We start from the raw sequence: 22,774 nt of genomic DNA on the forward strand, positions 1-22,774 counted from the left end.
TGGGCACCCGCAGCCAGGCGGGCGCTGAGGTTCCGCTACCCGCACCGCCGCGCAAGACGAGTTCGCCAGACAGGCTTCAAAGCGCGAGGCGTTCTTGGCGATCGGCGGCGATCAGGGCGGCGATCACCGCGTCCAGGTCGCCGTCGAGGACGTGGTCCAGGTTGTAGGCCTTGTAGTTGACCCGGTGGTCGGAGATCCGGTTCTCCGGGAAGTTGTAGGTGCGGATCCGCTCCGAGCGGTCCACCGTGCGCACCTGGCTGCGCCGCGCCTCGGAGGCCTCCCGCTCGGCCTCCTCCTCCGCGAGGGCCTGCAGGCGGGCTTTGAGCACCAGGATGGCGCGCTGCTTGTTCTGCAGCTGCGACTTCTCGTTCTGGCAGGACACCACGATGCCCGTCGGCAGGTGGGTGACCCGCACCGCCGAGTCGGTGGTGTTCACGCTCTGCCCACCGGGCCCGGAGGACCGGTAGACGTCGATGCGCAGGTCCTTCTCGTCGACCTCGACCTCGACCTCCTCGGGCTCCGGGTACACCAGCACCCCGGCCGCGGAGGTGTGCACCCGGCCCTGCGACTCGGTCACCGGCACCCGCTGCACGCGGTGCACGCCGCCCTCGAACTTCAGCTGCGACCACACCCCGTCGGGGCTGGTGTCGCCCGCCTTGGCCTTGATGGCGACGGTGGCGTCCTTGTAGCCGCCGAGGTCCGACTCGGTGGCGTCGAGCACCTCGGCCCGCCAGCCCCGGCGCTCGGCGAACCGCAGGTACATGCGCAGCAGGTCACCGGCGAACAGCGCGGACTCCTCGCCGCCCTCGCCCGACTTGACCTCCAGCAGCACGTCGGAACCGTCGTGCGGGTCGCGCGGCAGCAGCAGCTCGGTGAGCTTGGCCTCCAGCGCGGGCAACTGCTCGGCCAGCCGCTCGGCCTCCTCGGCGAACGCGGCGTCCTCCGCGGCGAACTCCCGGGCGGCCTCCAGGTCGGACCGCGCCTGGTCCAGCTCCCGCGCGGTGCGCACGATCGGGGTCAGCTCCGCGTAGCGGCGGCCGAGCTTGCGGGCCTTCGCCTGGTCGGCGTGCACGCCGGGATCGGCCAGCCGCTGCTCCAGCTCCTGGTACTCGGCGAGCAGCGATTCGAGCTTCGACGTCTCCACTGGGCGACCCTCTTCACTGGCGGTGCGGACAACGGACGGCCTGAACAAGACACGGCGCCCGCCCCACGCGGTTCGCGGGGCGGGCGCCGTCGCCGCAGCTACTTCTTGCGCTTGCCGTAGCGGGCCTCGAAGCGGGCCACGCGACCGCCGGTGTCCAGGATCTTCTGCTTGCCCGTGTAGAACGGGTGGCAGTTGGAGCACACCTCAACGGTGATCTGGCCACTGGTGCGGGTGCTGTGGGTGGTGAAGCTGTTGCCACAACCGCAGTTGACCTGCGTCACCACGTACTCGGGGTGAATGCCACTCTTCAACGGCTCGTCCTCTCTACTTGGCCGCCGGGTCCACGCGGCCGCTGCCGCGCGGTGAACCGGAGCCGGAATCAGCCTTGCATTCTGCCAGACCGCAGCTCGTGACCTGCACCGCAGGGCGGTCCGGCTGCTGCAACGCGGCTGACCGCCCGGGTATTCCGAGCACCGTTCAGCCCGCTCCGCAACCGCCCAACGCACGAAACCCACCGCCCGGCGCGCGGACCGCGGCGAAGGGTGCCGACGGCGGCGGTCGCCGTTCATCCTCTACGCGTGCTGCTGTGCTCGGTGTTGGGGAGGCTCGCGGTCCGGTCGTGGCTGCTGCTCCCGCTCCTGTTCCTCGGCAGCGCCGGCTGGGTGGCGGCGCTGCTGAGCCTGCTGCTCCAGCAGCACCCGGCGCTGGACCAGGACCTGGACCTCTCCGCGCCGCTGCTGTTCGGCTTCGCCGCCGCGCTGGCCGCGGTCAGCGCCGGTCACGTCCGCTGGCGGGCGCGGTGGCAGCGGAGCGTCCTGCGGTTCGCCTACCCGCTGCTGATGGTGGGCTGCGCCCTGGCCGCCGACGGGCTGCGGGTACCGCTGCTGGCCGCGCTCGTGGTGGGCCCGGTCTCCGTCGCGCTGCTGGCCACCATGCTGGTCCGCGCCTACCACGACCACGCGGAGTGCTCGCACGCCTGACCCCGGCTGCGAGCATGGGAACCTTCCTGTCATCCGGGTGGCAGGAAGGTTCCCATGCTCACCTCAGCGCCCCGGAGATGCGGGAGGGCCCGCACCCGGGTGATGGGTGCGGGCCCTCCGCGGTCGAGCGGGGCGGCGACCAGATCAGTCGTCGTCCTTGCCCGGCGTGGTCTTGGCGACCTGCATCAGGAACTCGATGTTGGTGCGCGACTTGCGCAGCCGGTCCTGCAGGAGCTCCAGCGCCTGCTGCGAGTCGAGCGCGGCGAGCACTCGGCGCAGCTTGTGGGTGACCGCCAGCTCGTCGGGCGAGAGCAGGATCTCGTCCTTCCGGGTGCTGGAGGAGTCCACGTCGACCGCCGGGAACAGGCGCTTGTCGGCCAGCTTGCGGTCCAGCTTGAGCTCGGCGTTGCCGGTGCCCTTGAACTCCTCGAAGATCACCGTGTCCATGGTGGAGCCGGTCTCCACCAGGGCGGTGGCGAAGATGGTCAGCGAGCCGCCGTTCTCGATGTTGCGGGCCGCGCCGAGGAACCGCTTCGGCGGGTACAGCGCGGTCGAGTCCACACCACCGGACAGGATGCGCCCGGACGCCGGGGCCGCCAGGTTGTAGGCGCGGCCCAGTCGGGTGATCGAGTCCAGCAGGACGACCACGTCGTGGCCCATCTCGACGAGCCGCTTGGCCCGTTCGATGGACAGCTCGGCGACCGTGGTGTGGTCCGACGGCGGCCGGTCGAAGGTCGAGGCGATGACCTCGCCCTTCACCGAGCGCTGCATGTCGGTGACCTCTTCCGGACGCTCGTCGGCGAGGACGACCATCAGGTGGCACTCGGGGTTGTTGGTGGTGATCGCGTTGGCGATCGCCTGCAGCACCATCGTCTTACCGGCCTTCGGCGGCGAGACGATCAGCGCGCGCTGCCCCTTGCCGACCGGCATCACCAGGTCGATGATGCGCCCGGTCAGGTTCTGCGGCTCGGTCTCGAGGCGCAGCCGCTCGTTCGGGTACAGCGGGGTCAGCTTGTGGAACTCGGGGCGGTTCTTGGCCGCGTCCGGCTCCAGGCCGTTGATCGAGTCCACCCGCACCAGCGGGTTGAACTTCTGCCGCTGCTGCTCGCCCTCCCGCGGCTGCCGGATGACGCCCTTGATCGCGTCACCGCGGCGCAGGCCGTACTTGCGGACCAGCGACAGCGAGACGTAGACGTCGTTCGGTCCGGCGAGGTAGCCGGAGGTGCGCACGAACGCGTAGTTCTCCAGCACGTCCAGGATGCCCGCGACGGGCAGCAGCACGTCGTCCTCGCGGACCTCGGGCTCGCCGCCCTCGCCGCGGCCGCGGTTGCGGCGGCGGTCCCGGAACCGGCGGCCACGACCCCGACGACCGCCCTCGTCGTCCTCGTCCTGGCGGTTGTCCCGGTCCTGGCGGTTGTCCTGGCGCTGCTCCTGGCGGTTGCCGTCGCGCTCCTGGCGGTTGTCCTGCTTGCGCTCGCCGCGCTGCTCCTCGGCACCGCCCGACTCGGCACCGGTGCGGCTGGACGAGCGGCGTCGGCGGTTGCCGCCGCGCCGGTTGTCCTCGCCCTCGCCGCTGGTCTCGGCGGGCTGCTGCCGCCGGGAGCGGGTGCGGGCCGGAGCGGCACCGTTGGTGCTCTGCTCAGCGCTGGCCTCGCGCGCAGCGGGCGCGGTGTCGGCCTCGTCGAGGGCGGGCTGGTGCGCCTTGGCCGCAGGGGCCTCCTCGGTGCTGCGGGTCGACCCCTTCTTGGTGGAGCGGGTGCGCGGCGCGGTGGTGCCGCCCTGCTTCTCCTTGATGGCGGCGATCAGGTCGCCCTTGCGCAGGCCGCCGGTCTCGATCCCCAGTTCCCCCGCGAGTTGGCGCAGTTCGGCGAGAACCATGCCGGAAAGCCCACCACGTCGACGCGGGGTGCCGTTGGCCTCGGAATCCTGCTGGCCAGCGGGAGAGGCGCCGTTGGCCGCCTCGCTGCTCAACAGTTCGGTGTTGCTCACGAATGTCCTTCCTGACCGGACCGCGCCTCCTACGCGGCCCAGCGGATTGCCCGCCCGCTCTGGAGTGCGGGCGGCCGGTGTGTGCTACCAGCTCTCTCGCCGATCGGCAACCTTCCGCGCACGTGGCACGACCGAATTCGGCGTTGGCTCGGGAACCAGCAGCACCGGGCAGTGGGAGGCACCCGGCTCGCGTGGTCCATGTGCGACGCATCCACTCCGATCCACACGTGCCGATGCACGCCCTGCCGCCTCATTCCAGGAATCCCCGACTCATGTGTTGGCGCCCCGGATGCTTGCTCGGGGACCACATCCTGGAACTTAAGGCCCCCACCCCGACAACGGCAACGACGCGCACCGCCGATCGCCCCGAAGCGAACTCAATTGAGTTGACAACTCCTGCCTCGGTCACCGCGATCGCCGAACCCCGCCTAAGTTGATCTTCACCCGTGGCGGGTGGAGTTCAATTCACGGCGGGAGATGCGCTCCGGAAAACGATGTTCCGGATACGGCACCGGCACCCTGGGCGCGGTGACTGATTGACCTTGAGGGTAGACGCCCCGTAGTTCAGGTGCAACAACCCCCTGGGCGTGTGGCACGCCCTTTCAGATCGCGTCGTCGACGGCCTCCCAGCGATCCCGCTGCTCGCCACCGGCGACACCTCCTTTGTACCACTCCCCGGCGGGCTCGGTGCCGCGGGGCGGTGAACTGGGCTTTCCCGCCCGGTCCACCGCCCCGGCGTCAGGCCTGCGAGGTGATCTGCACGCCCGCATCATCGACCGGGAGGCGCAGCGCGCGGAACCCGTTCGGCGCAATCCCGGCGGGCAGCTCGCCGCCGACCGGCAGCGCCAGCACGGTCGGGCCCGCGCCCGAGACCGCCGCCGCCACGCCCGCCTCGCGCAGCTGGCGGACCAGTGCGACCGTGTCCGGCCACGCCGACTCGCGGTAGTCCTGGTGCAGCCGGTCCTCGGTGGCGGCCAGCAGCAGTTCGGGCGCGCGGGTCACCGCGTGCACCGCCAGCGCCGCTCGACCGGCCGCGAACGCGGCGTCGGCGTGCGGAACGCGTTCCGGCAGCAGGCCGCGGGTGGCGTCGGTCGATGACTCCGCCCGGGGGACGAGGGCGATCGGTGACACGTCCGGGTGCGGTTGCATCCGGACCGCGCGGAACCGGCCGGATTCCCGCCAGGCCACCACGAATCCGCCGAGCAGGCTGGCCGCCGCGTTGTCCGCGTGCCCCTCCCGCGCCGCGGCCATGTCCAGCGCCCGGTCGGAGTTCTCCTTGTCCCGCAAGTCGATTCCGGCGAGCCCGAAGCCCGCGGCGACCCCGGCGACGATGGCCGCCGCCGAGGAGCCGAGACCGCGGGCGTGCGGAATGCTGTTCTCGCAGTGCAACCGCAGCGCGGGCGCGGGGAAACCCAGCTCCGCCAAGGTCTTGTGGATGACTCGCACCACCAGGTGACGCTCGTCGGTGGGAACCGAACCGGCGCCCTCCCCCTCGACCTGCACGCTCGCCGAACCCGCGGGCCCGTCCACCACCTGGACGGAGACGTTGTCGTGCAAGGACAACGCCATGCCCAGCGCGTCGAACCCGGAACCGAGGTTCGCGGTGGACGCCGGAACTTTCACCCGGACGGCCGAAACCGGCAAGCCGGTCATGCGAGTTCCAGCGCGGTGGCGACCGCGCCCGGGTCGACCGGCAGCGGCTCGACCTCGACCATGCCGGACAGCGCGGTGTCCGGGTCCTTCAGGCCGTGCCCGGTGACGGTGCAGACCACCACCGAACCGGCGGGCAGCCGACCGTCGGCTGCGGTGGCCAGCAGCCCGGCGACGCTGGAGGCCGAGGCGGGCTCCACGAACACGCCCTCGCGGGAGGCCAGCAGCCGGTAGGCGGCCAGGATCTCCTCGTCGGTGACCGCGGCGAACAGGCCGCCGGAGGCGTCCTTGGCGTCGGCCGCGCCGCGCCAGGACGCCGGGCTGCCGACGCGGATCGCGGTCGCGATGGTCTCCGGGTTCGCCACCGGCTGGCCGTGCACCAGCGGCGCGGCCCCGGCCGCCTGGAAGCCGAACATCCGCGGGGTGCGCTCGATGACGCCGTCGCCCGCGTACTCGGTGTAGCCCTTCCAGTAGGCGGTGATGTTGCCCGCGTTGCCGACCGGCAGGCAGTGCACGTCCGGGGCCCGGCCGAGCACGTCGCAGATCTCGAACGCCGCGGTCTTCTGCCCCTCCAGGCGCACCGGGTTGACCGAGTTGACCAGGGTCACCGGGTGCTCCGCGGCGGTCTTGCGGGCCAGCTCCAGGCAGTCGTCGAAGTTGCCCTGCACCTGCAGGATCTTCGCGCCGTGCACCACGGCCTGGGCGAGCTTGCCCAGCGCGATCTTGCCCTGCGGCACCAGCACCGCCGAGGTCAGCCCGGCGCGCGCCGCGTAGGCGGCGGCCGAGGCCGAGGTGTTGCCGGTGGAGGCGCAGATGACCGCCTTGCTGCCCTCGGCCAGCGCGTGCGTGATGGCCACGGTCATGCCGCGGTCCTTGAACGAGCCGGTCGGGTTGGCGCCCTCGACCTTCAGGTAGACGGTGCTGCCGGTCAGCTCGGACAGGTGGTGCGCGGGCACCAGCGGGGTGTTGCCCTCCTGCAGGGTCACGATGCGCGCCCCCTCCGGGACCGGCACCCGGTCCCGGTAGGCCTCGATCAGGCCGGGCCAACCGGCCCGCACCGCTGCACCCTGAATGTTCGTCAAGACGGTTCACCTTCCACACGCATCACGCTGACCACCTCGCGCACCACCGGTAGCTGCGCGATCTTGTCCACTGTGGACCTCAGTGCGGCGTCGGGGGCGGTGTGGGTGACCACCACCAGGCTGGCCTCCTCGCCGCGCCCCTGCTGACGCACCACCGAGATGCTCACGTCGTGCTCGTTGAACATGGCCGCGACCTGCGAGAGCACGCCCGCCTTGTCCGCCACGTCGAGGCTGATGTGGTAGCGGGTCGGGGTCTTGCCCATCGGGCGCACCGGCAGCTGCGCGTGCGCCGACTCCCGGGGCCCCTTGCCCGCCACGACCAGGTTGCGGGCGACCGCGACCAGGTCGCCCAGCACGGCGCTGGCGGTCGGCGCTCCCCCGGCGCCCTGGCCGTAGAACATCAGCTGCCCGGCCGCCTCCGCCTCCACGAACACCGCGTTGAAGGCGTCGCCGACCCCGGCCAGCGGGTGGCTGCGCGGGATCATCGCGGGGTGCACGCGCGCCGACACCGACTCGGTGCCGTCCTCGTCGACCACCCGCTCGCAGATCGCCAGCAGCTTCACCGTCCGGTCCAGGGTGCGCGCCGCGGCGATGTCGCCGGGCGTGACAGCCGAGATGCCCTCGCGGTGCACGTCGCTGGCGGTGACCCTGGTGTGGAACGCCAGCGAGGCGAGGATGGCGGCCTTCGCGGCGGCGTCGAAGCCGTCCACGTCCGCGGTCGGGTCCGCCTCGGCGTAGCCCAGGCGACCGGCCTCGTCCAGCGTCTCGGCGTAACCGGCCCCGGTGGAGTCCATCGCCGACAGGATGAAGTTCGTGGTGCCGTTGACGATGCCCATGACCCGGTTGATCCGGTCCCCGGCCAGCGACTCGCGCAGCGGCCTCAGCAGCGGGATGGCCCCCGCGACCGCCGCCTCGAAGTAGATGTCGGCGCCGGAGGCGTCCGCGGCGGCGTAGAGCTCGGAGCCGTGCTCGGCCAGCAGCGCCTTGTTCGCGGTCACCACCGACTTGCCGGACCGCAGCGCGGTCAGCAGCAGGGAGCGGGCCGGTTCGATGCCGCCGATCAGCTCCACCACGACGTCGACGTCACCCTCCACCAGCGCCTGCGCGTCGGTGGTGAGCAGGTGCTCGGGCACCTCGGGGTGCTTGTGCGGGCGGCGCACCGCGACCCCGGTGACCAGCATCGGAGCCCCGGTCCGAGCGGCGAACTCGTCGGGTTGGTCGTGCAGCAGGCGCAGCACCTCGGTACCGACGGTGCCGCACCCCAACAGCGCGACCCGGATCGGTGCACGGTCCTGGTTCACTCACACCTCCAGCCGGAGCAGGTCGTCCTCGGTCTCCCTGCGCAGCAGCAACCGCGCCTGACCATCGCGCACCGCCACCACGGGCGGCTTGGGCAGGCGGTTGTAGTTGCTCGCCATCACGTAGCAGTAGGCGCCGGTGGCGGCCACTGCGAGCAGGTCTCCTGGAGCAATGTCCTCCGGGAGCCAGCAGTCGCGCACCACTACGTCACCGGATTCACAGTGCTTGCCCACGATGCGGGACAGCGCGGGGGGTGCTTCGGCGCTGCGGGACACCAGCCGGCAGTCGTAGACCGCGTCGTAGAGCGAGGTGCGGATGTTGTCGCTCATGCCGCCGTCCACGCTGACGTACTTGCGGTGCACCTCGGCGCCCAGCGCGACGTCCTTGATGGTGCCGACCTCGTAGACGGTGACCATGCCGGGGCCGACGATCGCGCGACCGGGCTCCACGGCGATCTTGGGCACCGGGATGCCCGCGTTGTCGGCCTCCTTGCCGACGATCTCGCGCAGCCGGGTGGCCAGCTGGTCCGGCGGCAGCGGGTCGTCGTCGCCGGTGTAGGCGATGCCCAACCCGCCACCGAGGTCCACAGTGGACGCACTGGCCAGCGCGTCGGCGCCGTGCTCGGCGCGCAGGTCGGCCAGCAGCCGCACCACCCGGTGCGCGGCCAGCTCGAAGCCGTCCACGTCGAAGATCTGCGAACCGATGTGGCTGTGCAGCCCGGCCAGCACCAGCGAACCGGCCTTGAGCACCCGGTGCACGGCCTCCGCGGCCTGCCCGCCGGCCAGCGAGAAGCCGAACTTCTGGTCCTCGTGCGCGGTGGCGATGAACTCGTGGGTGTGCGCCTCCACGCCGACGGTGACGCGCACCAGCACGTGCTGCTGCACCCCCCGCTCGGCGGCGATGTGCTCCAGCCGGGCGATCTCGTGGAACGAGTCCAGCACCACCGACCCGACCCCGGCCTCCACCGCCGCGGTCAGCTCGGCCACCGACTTGTTGTTGCCGTGGAAGGTGATCCGCTCGGCCGGGAACCCGGCGCGCAGCGCCACGGCCAGCTCGCCGCCGCTGCACACGTCCAGGCTCAGCCCCTCCTCGGCGACCCAGCGGGCCACCTCGGTGCACAGGAACGCCTTCGAGGCGTAGTGCACCGCGGCCGGGTCGCCGAAGGCCTCGGCGTAGTCGCGGCAGCGGGACCGGAAGTCGTCCTCGTCCAGCACGAACAGCGGGGTGCCGAAGCGCTCCGCCAGGTCTCGGACGTCGAGGCCGCCGACCCGCACGACGCCGTCGGAGCCGCGCTCGCTGTTGCGCGGCCACACCAGCGGGTGCAGGCGGTCGACGTCGTCAGCGGTGGCCGGAACCGGTCCCGCGGTGTTGCCGGGCGGCACGACGTCGGCGTGCCGGGGCCCGGCGGGATGGGCGCGCATCTAGAGCTCCTTCGCGCAGCCTGCCGCTGGACAGGCGATTCGTGTGCGGCGGGACGGCCCGCCGCGATGTCACATCTGCTCGGGTGCGCTGACGCCCAGCAGCCCCAAGCCGTTGGCGATGACCTGGCGGGTCGCCTCGCACAGCTGCAGCCGCGCGACGGTCAGCGCGCTGGCCTGGTCGTCACCGGGCTGCAGCACGCGGCAAGCGTCGTAGAACTTGTGGTACGCGCTGGCCACGTCCTCCAGGTAGCGGGCCACCCGGTGCGGTTCGCGCAGCTGGGCGGCCGAGTTCACCACGCGCGGGAACTCGCCGAGGGTGCGGATCAGGTCGCCCTCGCGTTCGTGGGTGAGCAGCGACAGGTCCGCATTCTCCACCGGACCGCGCTCGATGCCCAAGGAGGCCGCGTTGCGCTGCAGCGACGACAGCCGGGCGTGCGCGTACTGGACGTAGAACACCGGGTTCTCGTTGGTGCGCTTGCTGATCAGGTCGAGGTCGATGTCCACCGCGGAGTCCACCGAGGACCGGATCAGCGAGTAGCGGGCGGCGTCCACGCCGACCGCCTCCACCAGGTCCTCCAGGGTGACCACGGTGCCCGCGCGCTTGCTCATCCGCACCGGTTTGCCGTCGCGCACCAGGTTCACCAGCTGCCCGATGAGCACCTCCACCACCGCCGGGTCGTCGCCCAGCGCCGCGGCGGCGGCCTTGAGCCGGGCGATGTAGCCGTGGTGGTCGGCGCCCAGCATGTAGATGCACAGCTCGAAGCCGCGGTTGCGCTTGTCCAGCAGGTAGGCGACGTCACCGGCGATGTAGGCGGGCGCGCCGTCGCTCTTGATGACGACCCGGTCCTTGTCGTCGCCGAACTCGGTGGAGCGCAGCCACCAGGCGCCGTCGGCGAAGTACACGTGGCCGGACTTCTTCAGCGCCTCCAGCGCCTCGGCCACCGCACCGGAGGTGTGCAGCGAGTCCTCGTGGAAGAACACGTCGAAGTCGGTGCCGAACTCGTGCAGGCTCTGCTTGATCTCGGCGAACATCAGCCCGACGCCGATCCGCCGGAAGGTCTCGTGCCGCTCCTCCTCGGGCTGCTCCAGCGCGGTCGGCTCGGCCTTGAGCACCTCGGCGGCGATGTCGGCGATGTAGGCACCGCCGTAGCCGTCCTCCGGGGCGGGCTCGCCCTTCGCGGCGGCGATCAGCGACCGCACGAACCGGTCGATCTGCGCCCCGGCGTCGTTGAAGTAGTACTCGCGGGTCACCTCGGCGCCCTGCGCGGTCAGCACCCGGCCGAGCGCGTCGCCGACCGCCGCCCACCGGGTGCCGCCCAGGTGGATCGGGCCGGTCGGGTTGGCCGAGACGAACTCCAGGTTCACCTTCAGCCCGGCGTAGCGGTCGCCGTTGCCGTACTCGGCGGCGCGGGTGATGACCTCGCGCACGATCTGGCCCTGCGCGTCGGCGGCCAGCCGCAGGTTCAGGAAGCCCGGACCGGCGACGTCGACCGAGTCGATGCCGTCCTTGCCGGTCAGCGCCTCGGCCAGCCAGGTCGCCAGGTCGCGCGGCGCCACCCCGGCCTTCTTGGCCACCTGCATCGCGAGGTTCGTGGCGTAGTCGCCGTGCTCCGGGTTGCGGGGTCGCTCGACCGTCACCACCTCGGGGAGCACGGAGGTGTCCAGCTGCTTGGCGGACAGCACCTCGACGGCGGTGTTGCGGACCAGTTCTGCGAGCGCGGCGGGAGTCACCTTATGCAGTCTAAGGAAGCGTCCGCGCTGCTCAGCCAACGGGTTGGCCACTTCCCAGCAGGCAAGACCACGGCGCGTGATCACCCGGTCACAGCGGTGTGAGAACGTGTGGTGGCGAGCATTGGCCGAGAGGCTCCTCGCGGCGTCGGCAATCTCTACACTGGCGGGCCGGATCCCCCGGTGGTTCTTGGTGAGACGAGGTTTGCGAACAGCATGGCGAACAGGAAGAGCAAAGCGGTGCGCGGCGCCGTGGTGCACCAGCGGCAAATCCCCTGGATGCTGATCTCGGGCGTCACCGTGGTGGCGGTGTTCGCGGCCGTGGTCTTCGGCTTCGCGTTCATGAGGTACTCGGAAACCGAGGACGTCCGGCAGGCGCAGGCCGCGGCGGAGAAGGCGTCGGAGCCGTTCAAGCCGTCCCCCGAGAACCCCGACCCGTCCAAGAAGATCCCCGGGGTCACCGTCGTCGAGTACCCGGGCCAGCTGCACGTCAGCCCGGTGCAGCGGGTCGCCTACGACCACTCCCCGCCGTTCGGCGGTCCGCACGACGGCATCTGGGCGGACTGCACCGGCGTGGTGTACCCGGAGGCGGTGCGCACCGAGAACATGGTCCACTCGCTGGAGCACGGCGCGGTGTGGATCGCCTACAACCCGGACAAGGTCGACGAGGCCGGGCTGGACCGGCTCAAGGTCCGCGTCGACGGCAAGCCCTACACGATGATGTCGCCGTACCCGGGGCTGGACAGCCCGATCTCGCTGCAGTCCTGGGGCCACCAGCTCAAGGTGGACAGCGCCGACGACCCGCGCATCGACCAGTTCATCACCGCGCTGCGGCTGAACAACAACGGCGTCTACCCCGAGATCGGCGGCTCCTGCCAGGCCTACCCGGGCGCGTTCGACACGAACAACCCGCCGAAGTTCGACCCGACCCCGCCCGGCCCGGACGCGGTCACCATGGACGGCCGCGGCGCGAACACCGCCACCGGTGAGATGGGCCAGCCGTGACGGCACGCCCGCTACCCGCGCGGATCTTCGTAGCGGTCGCGGCGGCGCTCGCGCTGCTGCTGCTCGGGGCGGCGCTCGGACTGCTGATCCGGGTGCCGTCCTTCGACCGCGCCGAACCGGAACCGACGCCGGTCGACGTCGGCTTCGCGCAGGACATGACCGTGCACCACCAGCAGGCGGTGACCATGGCCACGCTGGCCCGCGAGCGCGCCGCCGACGTCGCGGTGCGGCAGCTGGCCTTCGACATCGAGACCAACCAGCGCGACCAGATCGGCCGCATGCAGGGCTGGCTGAGCCTGTGGCACCAGCCGGCGCAGGCCACCGGCCCGCTGATGGAGTGGATGACCGCCGAGGGCCACGACCACGGCACCGCCGCCACCGGCCCGTCCCGCGGCGGCGGCCTGATGCCCGGCATGGCCAGCAGCGCGGAGATGGCGCACCTGCAGGACCTGCGCGGCCCGGACTTCGACGTCTACTTCCTCCAGCTGATGCTGCGCCACCACGAGGGCGGCGCCCCGATGGCCGACTACGGCGCCCGCCACGCGACCATCCCGGCGGTGCGCGAGCTGGCGAAGAACATGCTCGGCTCGCAGAGCAGCGAGAGCGAGCTCATGCGCACCATGCTCGCCCAGCGCGGCGCCCAGCCGCTGTGACGTGAGGATGGGAACCTTCCTGTCACCCGGCGCGGCAGATCACCAGGTCAGGGCCTGACAGCGCTTGGCGCACTCGGCGGGCTCGACCTGCAGGGTCGCGTGGTCGATGCGGTAGCGCTCGGAGAGCAGTCGCTGCGCGGCGACCAGCACCCCGCCGTGGTCCGCGTCGGGACCGGTGGTCAGGTGCGCCGAGGCGACCTCCATGCCGGAGGTGAGGGTCCACACGTGCAGGTCGTGGACCTCGGTGACCGACGGCAGCGCGGTCAGGTCCGCGCGCAGCTCGCGCACGTCGACGCCTTCGGGCGCCTGCTGGACGAGGATCCGCAGCGCTTGGCGGGCGAGCTTCCAGGTGCGCGGCAGCACGAACAGCCCGACCCCGACGGCCACGATCGGGTCCGCCAGGTACCAGCCGAACAACCAGGTGAGCAGCCCGCCGACGAGCACCCCGACCGAGCCGAGGGTGTCGGCGAGGACTTCCAGGTAGGCGCCGCGCACGTTCAGGCTCTCGTTGGCGCCCTGGCGCAGCAGCGCGAACACCACGAGGTTGGCGCCCAGCCCGGCCGCGGCGGTGAGCATCATCGGCAGCCCGGCGACTTCCGGCGGATCCTGGAACCGCGAGATCGACTCGTAGAGGATGTAGGCCGCGACGCCGAACAGCAGCACGGCGTTGGCCAGCGCGGCCAGCACCTCCATCCGGTAGAGCCCGAAGGTCCGCTTGTCCCCCACCGGTCGGCGCGCAGCGGTGATCGCGGCGAGCGCCATGCCCACGCCGAGCACGTCGGTGAGCATGTGCCCGGCGTCGGACAGCAGCGCCAGCGAGGACGTCAGGAACCCGACGACGGCTTCGAGCACGAGGAACGCGAGCAGGATCGCGAACGAGATGGCGAGCCGCCGCACGTAGCGCCCGGATGCGCTGACCGCGTCGGCTGCGGAACCGTGCCCGTGACCCTGGCCCATCAACCCTCCTACGACTGGTCGACCTCGATACATAGTGAAGTATGCATGAATCGGCGTGTCAAGCCGACCAGGGCCGACGCCGGGAGGATGACAGGAAGGTTCCCATGCTCACGTTCCCGACCCGCAGCGTTCGGCACCCCCCGCCGAGGACCGCGCGGCGGGTGCGCTAAGCTGACGATCGTCCGCAGCGACAAGCCCTCGTAGCTCAGCGGATAGAGCACTGCCCTCCGGAGGCAGGTGTCGCAGGTTCGAGTCCTGCCGAGGGCGCACAGAAGCTCCGACCCTGGTTCGGCGATCGCCACCAGGGGCGGAGCTTTTTGCGCACCAGCATCACCGCGTGGTGTGCGCACCGCCGTTCACGTGGAGGGTCTGGCCGGTGAGGTGGCGAGCCCCCTCCGACGCCAGGAAGAACGCGAGCTCGGCGACGTCGCCCGGACGCCCCGGACGGCCGTTGTGGGTCGCGTCGATCAGCGCGGCCCGGCGCTGGTCGCTGAGCTTGCCGTGGAAGAACTCCGTCTCCTCGATGTAGCCGGGCGCGATCAGATTCGCGGTCAGCCCTTTCGGACCGACCTCCGAGGACAGCCCCGCGTTCCAAGCCGCGAGAGCGGCTTTCGCCGCGCCGTAGGACGTCGAGGCGTACTCGGCACCGATGGAGCCGACGTTGACGATGGTGCCGCCGGGACGCAGCTTGTCGAGCACAGCGGCAGTCGTGAGCACCGCGCTGAGCAGGTTGGCGTCCAGGTTCGCCCGCCACGCCTCAGCGAGCTGCTCCAGGTTCGCAGCCTCGTCGCGCAGCAGATCGGTGTTGCCGCCCGCCATGTTGACGAGCACGTCGAGGTGGTCGCCGAGCTCCGCCGCCAGCTCCGCCACCTGCCGCGGATCCGTGGCGTCGCAGGCGATCGGCCGCGCGTCGATCTCGGCAGCCGCGGATTCCAGCCGCTCGGCACCGCGACCAGTGATGACGACGGTGTCGCCGGAGGCCCGGAAACGGCTCGCCACGGCCTTGCCGATGCCGCTGCTGCCGCCGGTCACGAGGACGATTCGGTTCACTGCCCACTCCCGGGAATCTGCTACGTTTAGCACTAAACGTAGCGCTGGGAGGTGTGCGGTGTCCAACGCCGAGAGCTATCCGCTCGGTTCGACCTCGACCTGGCCCTCGGCCGACATAGCCGCTGCCTGGCGCCGCGAGCTGCCCGGTTCGCGCACCGAGTCCATCGAGATCATCACGCCGATCTGGCGCATCGCGAAGCTCCTCGCCGACGAACGCCGACGCACCCTGGCACGGCTGGGCATCGACCCGTCGACGCTGGACCTGCTCAGCGTGATCCGCCGCTCCGGCCCGCCGTACGAGCTGACCACCCGCGAGATCACCCGCCGAACGCTGGTCACCGCCGGAGCCATCTCCCAGCGCATCGCCCGCGCCGAACAGGCCGGACTGGTCGCCCGGTCACCGTCGTCGGCGTCCCGCCGCGCCGTCGCCGTCCGGTTGACCGACGCCGGGCACCGCCTCATCGAGTCCACCGTGCGGCAGTTGCTCAACCACGAAGCGGAGCTGATCGAAACGCTCACGGATGAAGACCACGCGTACCTCTCCCGCGTCCTCACCAAGCTCGAAACTTCGCTCAGCGCGAGAAACCCGGAGTCCACTTAGGCCGCTGCACGCCGGTACACCGGCGCCTCCGGAACCATGAAGCACACGAGGAGCTTCAGGAAGAACAGGACCGGGAACCACGCGAGCGCGGCTGGCAGCGGCAACCACGTCAGGTTCACCAGCACCGCAGCCAAGTACAGGCCAACGGCGGCGAGCCTCTTGACCTCCACCGGCGCCACCTCGACGAGCACCGCACCGGTCAGCAGCAGAGCCGCATTGACCAGCAACCACGGCCACCCGCCCGCTTCGAGCACGAAGACCACTGCGACCAGGTAGAGCAGGTGCGAGGCGATGAAGAGGAGCCTCTTGCCGCGCATCCCAGGCCCAGGGCGGTGGTACCAGCGCTTGGCCGCATTGGTCGCGTTGGTCAGCACTCCTCCGACCAAGTCGAACACCATCACCGCGAGGACCACGCCCTGCAGCACCGAACCGCCCCAGCCCTCGAACCACGCGATGCACAGCACCAGCAGCGCCATGTTCAGCAGTTGACCGGCGAGCTCCACCGCGTTCTCCGCCCGAGTGCGCCCCGGGCCGAGGAACCGCCGCAACGCGCCTGCCACCCCGCGTGGAGTCGGCGGGATCCTCCACTCCACGACCAATCCATCCGGCATTCTCGATTCATCGGATTCCACCGGCATCGCACACCTCTTTCGGGCAGCACAAGCACTCCGGGATTTCACCCCGAAAACGATGAGAGCGGAAATTCCCGCTATTCGGGCCCGAGCATTCGCTTCATCACTCCGAGCTGAGCTTCCACCAGCCCCGAAAGCTCGCCCGCGCCCAGAGCCGACCGATTCTGCAAGGCCCAGGAGTCGAACTCGCGGAGAACCGCGATGGCAATCCGAGCTTGAAGCCCGGACGGGATGTCGCAGCGCACCGCACCAGCGGACCGACCGACCGCGAGAGTCCGCTGCAGCCAGTCGTCGATCTCTGCCATCATCCCCGAAACACCCGCATGACCAGCAGGTACGTCCGACAGGTAGCACATCCGGCCGAAGTTGACGAACAGCGGATCCTGCTCGGCCGCGACCACCAGGCGCTGCAGGAACCGCCCGGCCAGACCCCAGAAATCAGCGCGGAAGTCCTCCGGTTCGGGCACCTCCAGACCACCGGCGATGGTTCCCGCGAGGTGCGCGAACACCGCCTCGAACAGCTGCTGCTTGGACTCGAAGTAGTAGTAGAACGAGCTCTTGCTCATCCCGCACGCACGGATCACCCGGTTCAGCGAAGCCCGCTCGTAACCGGCGTCGGCGAACTCCGAAACAGCGGTCGCCGCCAGCTCCCGCCACCTCTCCGCGGGCAAGGTCCGCTTCTCCACGCCACGCACTATAGCCAGATGTGGACCACCCGGTCCACAGAGTTTCGACCGCGCGACGGGAGGAGCCCGGAGGCATCGCGCCTCCGGGCTCCGCGAGCAGACCGCGCACCAGGCCCGGCCGGTTGCGAGCATGGGAACCTTCCTGTCACCCAGCGCCCGCAACCGCAGGTCAGGTCGACCCGATGCCGGTGAGCGAGCGGACCTCCATCTCCGCGGTGCGCCGCGGGTTGCTCGGCGGGCCGCCGAGGAAGGTGCCGACGACCCCGCACAGGAACGAGATCGGGATCGACACGACACCCGGGTTGCTCAGCGGGAACCACGCGAAGTCCGCGTTCGGCAGGATCGAGTCCGGTGCACCCGACACCACCGGCGAGAAGACGACCAGCACCAGGCAGGACGACAGGCCGCCGTAGATGCCCCACAGCGTGCCGCGGGTGTTGAACCGCTTCCAGAACAGCGAGAACAGCAGCGTGGACAGGTTCGCCGAGGCGGCGAAGGCGAACGCCAGGCCGACCAGGAACGCGATGTTCTGGCCGTTGACCAGGATTCCGCCGACGATCGACGCGGCGCCGATCACCAGCGCGGTCCACCGGGCGACGCGGACCTCGGAGTCCGGGTCCGCGGCCCCGCGCTTCACCACGTTGGCGTACACGTCGTGGGCGAACGACGCGGAGGCGGTCAGCGTCAGCCCCGCCACCACGGCGAGGATGGTCGCGAACGCCACCGCCGCGACGATCCCGAGCAGCACCGTTCCCCCGATCCGGAAGGCCAGCAGCGGCGCCGCCGAGTTCTCCCCGCCGGGGGCCGCGAGGATCGCCTCGGTGCCGTTGACCGCCCCCGCGCCGAACCCGATGACCAGGGTGCACAGGTAGAAACCGGCCATCGTCACGGTCGCCCACACCACCGAGCGCCGCGCCTGCAGCGCATTCGGGACCGTGTAGAAGCGCATCAGCACGTGCGGCAGACCGGCGGTGCCGAGCACCAGCGCCAGCGACAGCGACACGAAGTCCAGTTTGGTCAGTGCGCTCTCGCCGTACTTGGCCCCCGGCGCGAAGATCTGGTCCCCCAGCGGGTTGCGCTCGGCCGCGCGCTGCATCAGCGAGGTCATGCTGTAGCCGAACTTGCCCAGCAGGAACAGGGTCAGCATCGCCGCGCAGAGGATCAGCATCCCGGCCTTGATGATCTGCACCCAGGTGGTGCCCTTCATCCCGCCGACCAGCACGTACACCACCATGACCAGGCCGACGGCGGCGATCACCAGCGCCTGCCCGCTGGAGCTGTGCACGTCCAGCAGCAGCGCGACGAGGCTCCCCGCGCCAGCCATCTGGGCGATCATGTAGACGAACGAGATCACCAGCGTGGACACCGCCGCGGCGGCGCGCACCGGGCGCTGCTGCATCCGGAAGCTGAGCACGTCGCCCATGGTGAAGCGACCGGTGTTGCGCAGGAGCTCGGCGACCAGCAGCAGGTTCACCAACCAGCCCACCAGGAAGCCGATGGAGTACAGGAAGCCGTCGTAGCCGTAGACCGCGATGGCCCCGGCGATGCCCAGGAAGGACGCCGCCGACAGGTAGTCGCCGGACAGCGCGATGCCGTTCTGCGCGCCGGTGAACCTGCCGCCCGCGGCGAAGTAGTCGGAGGCGGTGCCGGTGCTGCTCACGCGGTACACCACGTACAGCGTGATCAGCACGAACACGCCGAAGATGCTCATGTTGAGCACCGGGTTGGCGCCGATCATCGCGGTTCCTCCCCGGTGACGTCCTGGTGCAGCGCGCGCACCCGCGGGTCGACGTGGCGCGCGGCGTAGCGCAGGTACAGGGCGATGATCAGGATCGTGGTGGCGAACTGGCCGACGCCCATCACCAACCCGACGTTGATCTCACCGACCAGGCGGATGCTCATGAACTCCGGCGCGTAGGCGGCCAGCACCACGTAGCCGAGGTACCAGATCAGGAACGCCGCGCTCATCGGGAAGATGAAGCGGCGCAGCCGCGATCGCACCTCGTGGAACTCGGGGCGTTGTGCGATCTCGAGGTAGTCGGGAGGACCGGTGGGCCGGGTCGACCGGGCGGCGGACTTGTCGATCTGACCGAAGGTGGCCGCCGGTGCGGCGGGCGGCACCTGCGGCAGGTGGGGTGCGTTGGGCATTCGTCCTTCCAAGCAGATCTGCGCGCGGGAACGGGTTTTCCACCGACGTTTCGAAGTCCCCCCACGTTCGTCGACCGCGCCCGCGAGTTCGCGGAGTCCGCGAAACCGGGGCTCGGCGACCGCACTGCCCGCGATGCCAACCGGGGCGGAAGTCTAGCCAGCGAATCGGCGACCGCAGACCCTCACAACGACACAGCACACACATTGATGAATTCTTCGATCACGGTATGTGGTCAAAATTTCGCCCAACCTGAAGATCGACAGCCTCGGATCCCGTTGATCAACGCGCAAAACCCGTGCTACGAGCTGCATTACAGCAGGACAGCAGCAACTCTCCGAGCACACGGCCGAAATCCGGCACACCCGGGAGCCGCAGAGAACCACCCAGCCCACGATGTCTACCTATCGGGTGACTAAAGCACTTGGGCGCACCACAGAAGTGGACACGATCAGTGTTCACAATCCGCGCCAGCACCGGACAAACGATCTTGATTCGGCCGTATTCGCTGGTCAGGCAACCAAATTCGCGCACAACGGAAGATCGTCCGAATGCGGTAGTGTTCTGCCACCGACGATCGGCGCCAACACACCCGATACCAGCCGCGATACCCCGAAACCATCGCAGGCTGCCCGGACGCCGACGTCGAAGACCGCACCGGCCACCCGCGAAAACCCCGAACGCAGGCAGCGCCGCCAGCCATCGAGAACCCGCCGCACACCCCCACCGACGGCGCAGCCTGCCCACCACACGAACGCGCCGTCGCCTGACGAAGCACCCGACGGCGCGGGAAAGGACTGCGTCGTGAGCAGCGGACTCGAGGACACGCCCACGCACGTGTCACGGGCGTCCACGTGGCCGCGCGCCACCACGAAGGTCGCCGCACGGATCACCGAGTGGCGCGATTGGAAGCTCCCGATCAAGATCGGCGCCGTCGTGCTCGTCCCGGTGATCTTCGCGCTCGTGCTGGGGGTGCTGCAGATCCGCGGCCAGATCGCCCAGGCCGACGAGTACGCCGCGATGGACCGCATCGTCACCGCGGGCACCGCGGTGCGCACCGCGGTCCAGGACCTGCAGTGGGAACGCACCGCAGCCACCGACTTCCTGGTGCGCGGACGCACTTCCGAGCAGCAGGTCCGGGACCGGATGGCCACCACCGACCGCGCGCTCGAAACCGCCCGCAACGCCCTGAGCGCCGCCCCCGACAGCGACGCGGTGCGCTTGGCCCGGCAGGAGACGAACCGGCAGGTCGCCGAGCTCGCCCCGACGCGGAACCGGGTGCTCAGGAGCCAGATCGACCCCGACGAGGCGATCCAGGCCTACACCGAGGTCAGCGGTGACCTGCTCTCCCTGGACCGCACCCTGCTCAGCCAGATCTCGTCCGCGGAACTGGTGTCGCCCGCGACCAGCGCGCACGAACTCGCCAAGATCCGGGAGGAGGTCCAGCTCCAGCAGGCGCTGGTGCTCACCGGCCTGACCCGCGGCAAGTTCAGCGACGACAACCTCACCCAGCTGGACTCCAGCGAGTCCCGGCGCAGCGCGGCCGTCAAGGAGTTCCGCGCAGCAGCCTCCCTGCCGAACCGCATCTCCTACGACCAGCTCTACGCCGACCCCCGCTTCCCGGCGCGGGAGACCTCGGTGCAGCTGGCGATGGCCGAGCGCAACAACGCGCGGGCCCAGCTCTCCTCGGCCCTGGTCTCGCCCGCGACCTGGCACGAGCAGTCGCACAACGCGTTGAACGCGCTCGGCGGCCTGGGCGCCCAGCTCGACCGGCAACTGCACGAGACCGCGTTCGACCTGCAGGACACCGCCAGCAACCTCGCCGGCTTCGAGTCCGTGATCCTGCTGACCGCGTTGCTGATCGCCGGCGCGATCGTGGTGGTCGTCGCCCGCCACCTGCTCGGTTCCCTGGACCTGCTGCGGCGCAGCGCGCTGGACACCGCCAACCACCAGCTGCCGAACGCGGTCGCCGACATCCGCGCCGGGCACGCCCCGCAAACCCCGGTCGAGCAGGTCCCGGTGAACACCGCCGACGAGATCGGCGACGTGGCGCGCGCCTTCGACGACGTGCACACCCAAGCGGTCAACCTCGCCACCGAGCAGGCCGAACTGCGCCGCAGCTACAGCGACTCCTTCGTCAACGTCTCGCGCCGCAGCCAAAGCCTGCTGGAACGGCAGCTCCGCCTGTTCGAGCAGCTCGAGCGGGACGAGGAGGACCCCGACCAGCTGGCCACCCTGTTCCAGCTGGACCACCTGGCCACCCGGATGCGCCGCAACAACGAGAACCTGATGGTGCTCTCCGGAACCGACCTGGCCCGCCGCTTCACCCAACCGACCAGCCCGGCCGACCTGGTCCGCGCCGCGGTCTCCGAGATCGAGCACTACCCGCGGGTGATCGTCCAGCCGCTGCCCGACGTCAAGGTCGTCGGCTACGCGGCCAGCGACCTGGTGCGGCTGCTCGCCGAACTCCTGGACAACGCGGCGAACTTCTCCGCACCCCAAACCCAGGTGACCGTCTCCGGCCACCGGCGCGGCGACGGCGCCCTGGTCATCGACATCGTCGACCGGGGCATCGGCATGAGCGAAGCCGACCGCGCGGCCACCAACGAACGACTGGCCACCGACGGTGAGCTCACGCTGTCCACCTCCCGGCGCATGGGCCTGTTCGTGGTCGGCCGCCTCGCGGCCCGCCACGGCATCCACGTCCAACTCCACCCGGGCGCTGAAGGAACGGGCGTGCGCGCAGCGGTGACCATCGGGCCGGAGCTGCTCGCGGACGCGGCGAGCCTGCCGAAGCCGAGGACCAACGGAGCCGCGACCCACCACGAGCGCACGAGCGACACCCTGGTCGAGGAATTCGACTGGGAAGCGGCGGAACAGGACGCGGCGAGCCCCATCCGCAACGGCTACCACCTGCTCCGCCCACCGCGCGACCCCGCCGAACCGGTCCCGGAACAGCGCGACCTGTCCAACACCCAGGAGACCCCCCAGCCGGACGCCCCCACCAACGGTGCCGGGGCCCCGACCCCGATCTTCGACAACCTCGCCTCGGCCTGGTTCCAGGCAACCCCCACCACCGACCACACCACCCCCCACTGGCCCCCGCCCGGTGAGGAGAGCATGGGAACCTTCCTGTCACCCGCCCCGACAGGAAAGTTCCCTTCCTCGCACTCGACGCACAACGGCAGCAGGAACGGGCGGGTCTGGTCCTTCGCCAGCGACGAAGCCCGGCAGCGCGCGCAGGAAGTCGCGTCCGCGGAACCGACCAGCCACACCTCGGCCGGGCTTCCGCTGCGGATTCCGCAGGCGAATCTGATCGCGGGCAGTGCGGAGACCTCCGGTGGAGAACGGCCGCGGCCGACTCGCGACCCGGACGTCGCACGCGGTCGGCTGGCCAGCTTCCAGGCCGGACTCCGCCGCGGTCGGCACCGCCAGCAAGCGGAGCCGCAGAACTCCGCAGCGCACGCCCCCGCTCAGGACGAGCAGGCATCCGCGTCGGAAAACGATGCGGAAACCCCCGCGCCCACGAGCGGTCAGGAGGCCCTCGACCACACCCCCGCCGGTCTCCCCCGGCGGGTCCCCAGAACCCAACTACTACCGGGAACAGTCACCGAGGCGGCCCAGCCTCGCCGCGACGCCGACTTGATGCGCGGCCGGCTGGCCAGCTTCCAACGCGGGCTCCGCGAGGGGAAGCACAGCCTCCGCGACCCGCAGCGTTCGGCCGACGAACGACTGTGACAACCCGCGTCAG

19 protein-coding genes and 1 tRNA gene are annotated in these 22,774 nt (G+C 70.6%); 6 read left to right on the forward strand and 14 right to left on the reverse strand.

Annotated features, from left to right (window positions below):
• Positions 1 to 76: 76 nt before the first annotated feature.
• Together prfA and rpmE are read right to left on the reverse strand one after the other, a co-directional pair.
• Positions 77 to 1,144, reverse strand: a complete 1,068-nt coding sequence (prfA, locus tag F1721_RS17450; protein WP_150067746.1) for a peptide chain release factor 1 — start codon at positions 1,142 to 1,144, stop codon at positions 77 to 79.
• Positions 1,145 to 1,242: 98 nt separating this feature from the next.
• Positions 1,243 to 1,455: a 50S ribosomal protein L31 gene (gene rpmE / locus F1721_RS17455; protein ID WP_150067747.1), complete on the reverse strand. Its 213-nt coding sequence runs from the start codon at positions 1,453 to 1,455 to the stop codon at positions 1,243 to 1,245.
• A gap of 267 nt (positions 1,456 to 1,722) precedes the next feature.
• On the opposite strand from rpmE, the gene F1721_RS17460 reads away from it, so the two are divergent.
• A complete protein-coding gene (locus tag F1721_RS17460; protein ID WP_150067748.1) occupies positions 1,723 to 2,124 on the forward strand; it encodes a hypothetical protein in 402 nt (133 codons plus the stop codon).
• 144 nt (positions 2,125 to 2,268) lie between these two features.
• Here the strand turns inward: F1721_RS17460 and rho are convergent, their stop codons facing one another.
• The 6 genes from rho to argS all read right to left on the reverse strand — a co-directional run bounded on the left by rho (position 2,269) and on the right by argS (position 11,296).
• Positions 2,269 to 4,113, reverse strand: a complete 1,845-nt coding sequence (gene rho / locus F1721_RS17465) for a transcription termination factor Rho (RefSeq protein ID WP_150067749.1) — start codon at positions 4,111 to 4,113, stop codon at positions 2,269 to 2,271.
• 738 nt (positions 4,114 to 4,851) lie between these two features.
• Positions 4,852 to 5,766 (reverse strand): homoserine kinase, encoded by a 915-nt coding sequence (gene thrB / locus F1721_RS17470; RefSeq protein WP_150067750.1) that lies wholly within the window; start codon positions 5,764 to 5,766, stop codon positions 4,852 to 4,854.
• Positions 5,763 to 6,845: a threonine synthase gene (gene thrC / locus F1721_RS17475; RefSeq protein ID WP_211840503.1), complete on the reverse strand. Its 1,083-nt coding sequence runs from the start codon at positions 6,843 to 6,845 to the stop codon at positions 5,763 to 5,765. Before thrC ends, thrB begins: the two co-directional genes overlap by 4 nt.
• Positions 6,842 to 8,146: a homoserine dehydrogenase gene (locus F1721_RS17480; protein ID WP_150067751.1), complete on the reverse strand. Its 1,305-nt coding sequence runs from the start codon at positions 8,144 to 8,146 to the stop codon at positions 6,842 to 6,844. The genes thrC and F1721_RS17480 overlap by 4 nt, the downstream gene beginning before the upstream one ends.
• On the reverse strand, positions 8,147 to 9,565 hold the full coding sequence (gene lysA, locus F1721_RS17485; RefSeq protein WP_150067752.1) for a diaminopimelate decarboxylase: 1,419 nt from the start codon (positions 9,563 to 9,565) through the stop codon (positions 8,147 to 8,149). It abuts the gene before it with no gap.
• A gap of 69 nt (positions 9,566 to 9,634) precedes the next feature.
• The gene (argS, locus tag F1721_RS17490; RefSeq protein WP_150067753.1) at positions 9,635 to 11,296 is read right to left on the reverse strand and encodes an arginine--tRNA ligase; all 1,662 of its coding nucleotides are present in this window, start codon (positions 11,294 to 11,296) and stop codon (positions 9,635 to 9,637) included.
• Between the two features lie 213 nt (positions 11,297 to 11,509).
• Between argS and F1721_RS17495 the strand changes: the two genes are divergently transcribed.
• Both F1721_RS17495 and F1721_RS17500 read left to right on the forward strand, forming a co-directional pair.
• Positions 11,510 to 12,298 carry a thioredoxin-like domain-containing protein gene (locus tag F1721_RS17495; RefSeq protein ID WP_150067754.1) on the forward strand — a complete coding sequence of 263 codons (789 nt, stop codon included), beginning with the start codon at positions 11,510 to 11,512 and terminating at the stop codon, positions 12,296 to 12,298.
• Positions 12,295 to 12,951: a DUF305 domain-containing protein gene (locus F1721_RS17500; RefSeq protein ID WP_150067755.1), complete on the forward strand. Its 657-nt coding sequence runs from the start codon at positions 12,295 to 12,297 to the stop codon at positions 12,949 to 12,951. Before F1721_RS17495 ends, F1721_RS17500 begins: the two co-directional genes overlap by 4 nt.
• Positions 12,952 to 12,990: 39 nt before the next feature.
• Here F1721_RS17500 and F1721_RS17505 read toward each other — a convergent pair whose 3' ends face one another.
• Positions 12,991 to 13,908, reverse strand: coding sequence for a cation diffusion facilitator family transporter (locus F1721_RS17505; protein ID WP_150067756.1), 918 nt, complete (start codon positions 13,906 to 13,908; stop codon positions 12,991 to 12,993).
• A gap of 194 nt (positions 13,909 to 14,102) precedes the next feature.
• Between F1721_RS17505 and F1721_RS17510 the strand changes: the two genes are divergently transcribed.
• Positions 14,103 to 14,175: transfer RNA gene (locus F1721_RS17510), tRNA-Arg, on the forward strand.
• Positions 14,176 to 14,238: 63 nt separating this feature from the next.
• Here the strand turns inward: F1721_RS17510 and F1721_RS17515 are convergent.
• Positions 14,239 to 14,958, reverse strand: a complete 720-nt coding sequence (locus tag F1721_RS17515) for an SDR family NAD(P)-dependent oxidoreductase (RefSeq protein WP_150067757.1) — start codon at positions 14,956 to 14,958, stop codon at positions 14,239 to 14,241.
• 58 nt (positions 14,959 to 15,016) lie between these two features.
• Here F1721_RS17515 and F1721_RS17520 point away from each other — a divergent pair, with 58 nt between their 5' ends.
• Complete coding sequence (locus F1721_RS17520; protein ID WP_246155077.1) at positions 15,017 to 15,559, forward strand: MarR family winged helix-turn-helix transcriptional regulator; 543 nt, start codon at positions 15,017 to 15,019, stop codon at positions 15,557 to 15,559.
• On the opposite strand, the gene F1721_RS17525 is transcribed toward F1721_RS17520, so the two are convergent.
• The 4 genes from F1721_RS17525 to F1721_RS17540 form a co-directional block, all read right to left on the reverse strand.
• Positions 15,556 to 16,152, reverse strand: coding sequence for a hypothetical protein (locus tag F1721_RS17525; RefSeq protein WP_246155080.1), 597 nt, complete (start codon positions 16,150 to 16,152; stop codon positions 15,556 to 15,558). The two genes, F1721_RS17520 and F1721_RS17525, sit on opposite strands and share 4 nt — an antisense overlap.
• A gap of 116 nt (positions 16,153 to 16,268) precedes the next feature.
• Positions 16,269 to 16,877 (reverse strand): TetR/AcrR family transcriptional regulator, encoded by a 609-nt coding sequence (locus F1721_RS17530; RefSeq protein ID WP_246155083.1) that lies wholly within the window; start codon positions 16,875 to 16,877, stop codon positions 16,269 to 16,271.
• A gap of 169 nt (positions 16,878 to 17,046) precedes the next feature.
• Entirely contained in the window at positions 17,047 to 18,615 is a 1,569-nt protein-coding gene (locus F1721_RS17535) for a solute symporter family protein (protein WP_150067761.1), read from the reverse strand.
• The gene (locus F1721_RS17540) at positions 18,612 to 19,025 is read right to left on the reverse strand and encodes a DUF485 domain-containing protein (RefSeq protein WP_150067762.1); all 414 of its coding nucleotides are present in this window, start codon (positions 19,023 to 19,025) and stop codon (positions 18,612 to 18,614) included. The genes F1721_RS17535 and F1721_RS17540 overlap by 4 nt, the downstream gene beginning before the upstream one ends.
• An 802-nt stretch (positions 19,026 to 19,827) precedes the next feature.
• Between F1721_RS17540 and F1721_RS17545 the strand changes: the two genes are divergently transcribed.
• Positions 19,828 to 22,761, forward strand: a complete 2,934-nt coding sequence (locus F1721_RS17545; RefSeq protein ID WP_150067763.1) for a sensor histidine kinase — start codon at positions 19,828 to 19,830, stop codon at positions 22,759 to 22,761.
• The last annotated feature ends 13 nt before the right edge of the window (positions 22,762 to 22,774 follow it).

The sequence above is a fragment of the Saccharopolyspora hirsuta genome, from assembly GCF_008630535.1.
GTDB classification, from domain to species: Bacteria; Actinomycetota; Actinomycetes; order Mycobacteriales; family Pseudonocardiaceae; genus Saccharopolyspora; species Saccharopolyspora hirsuta.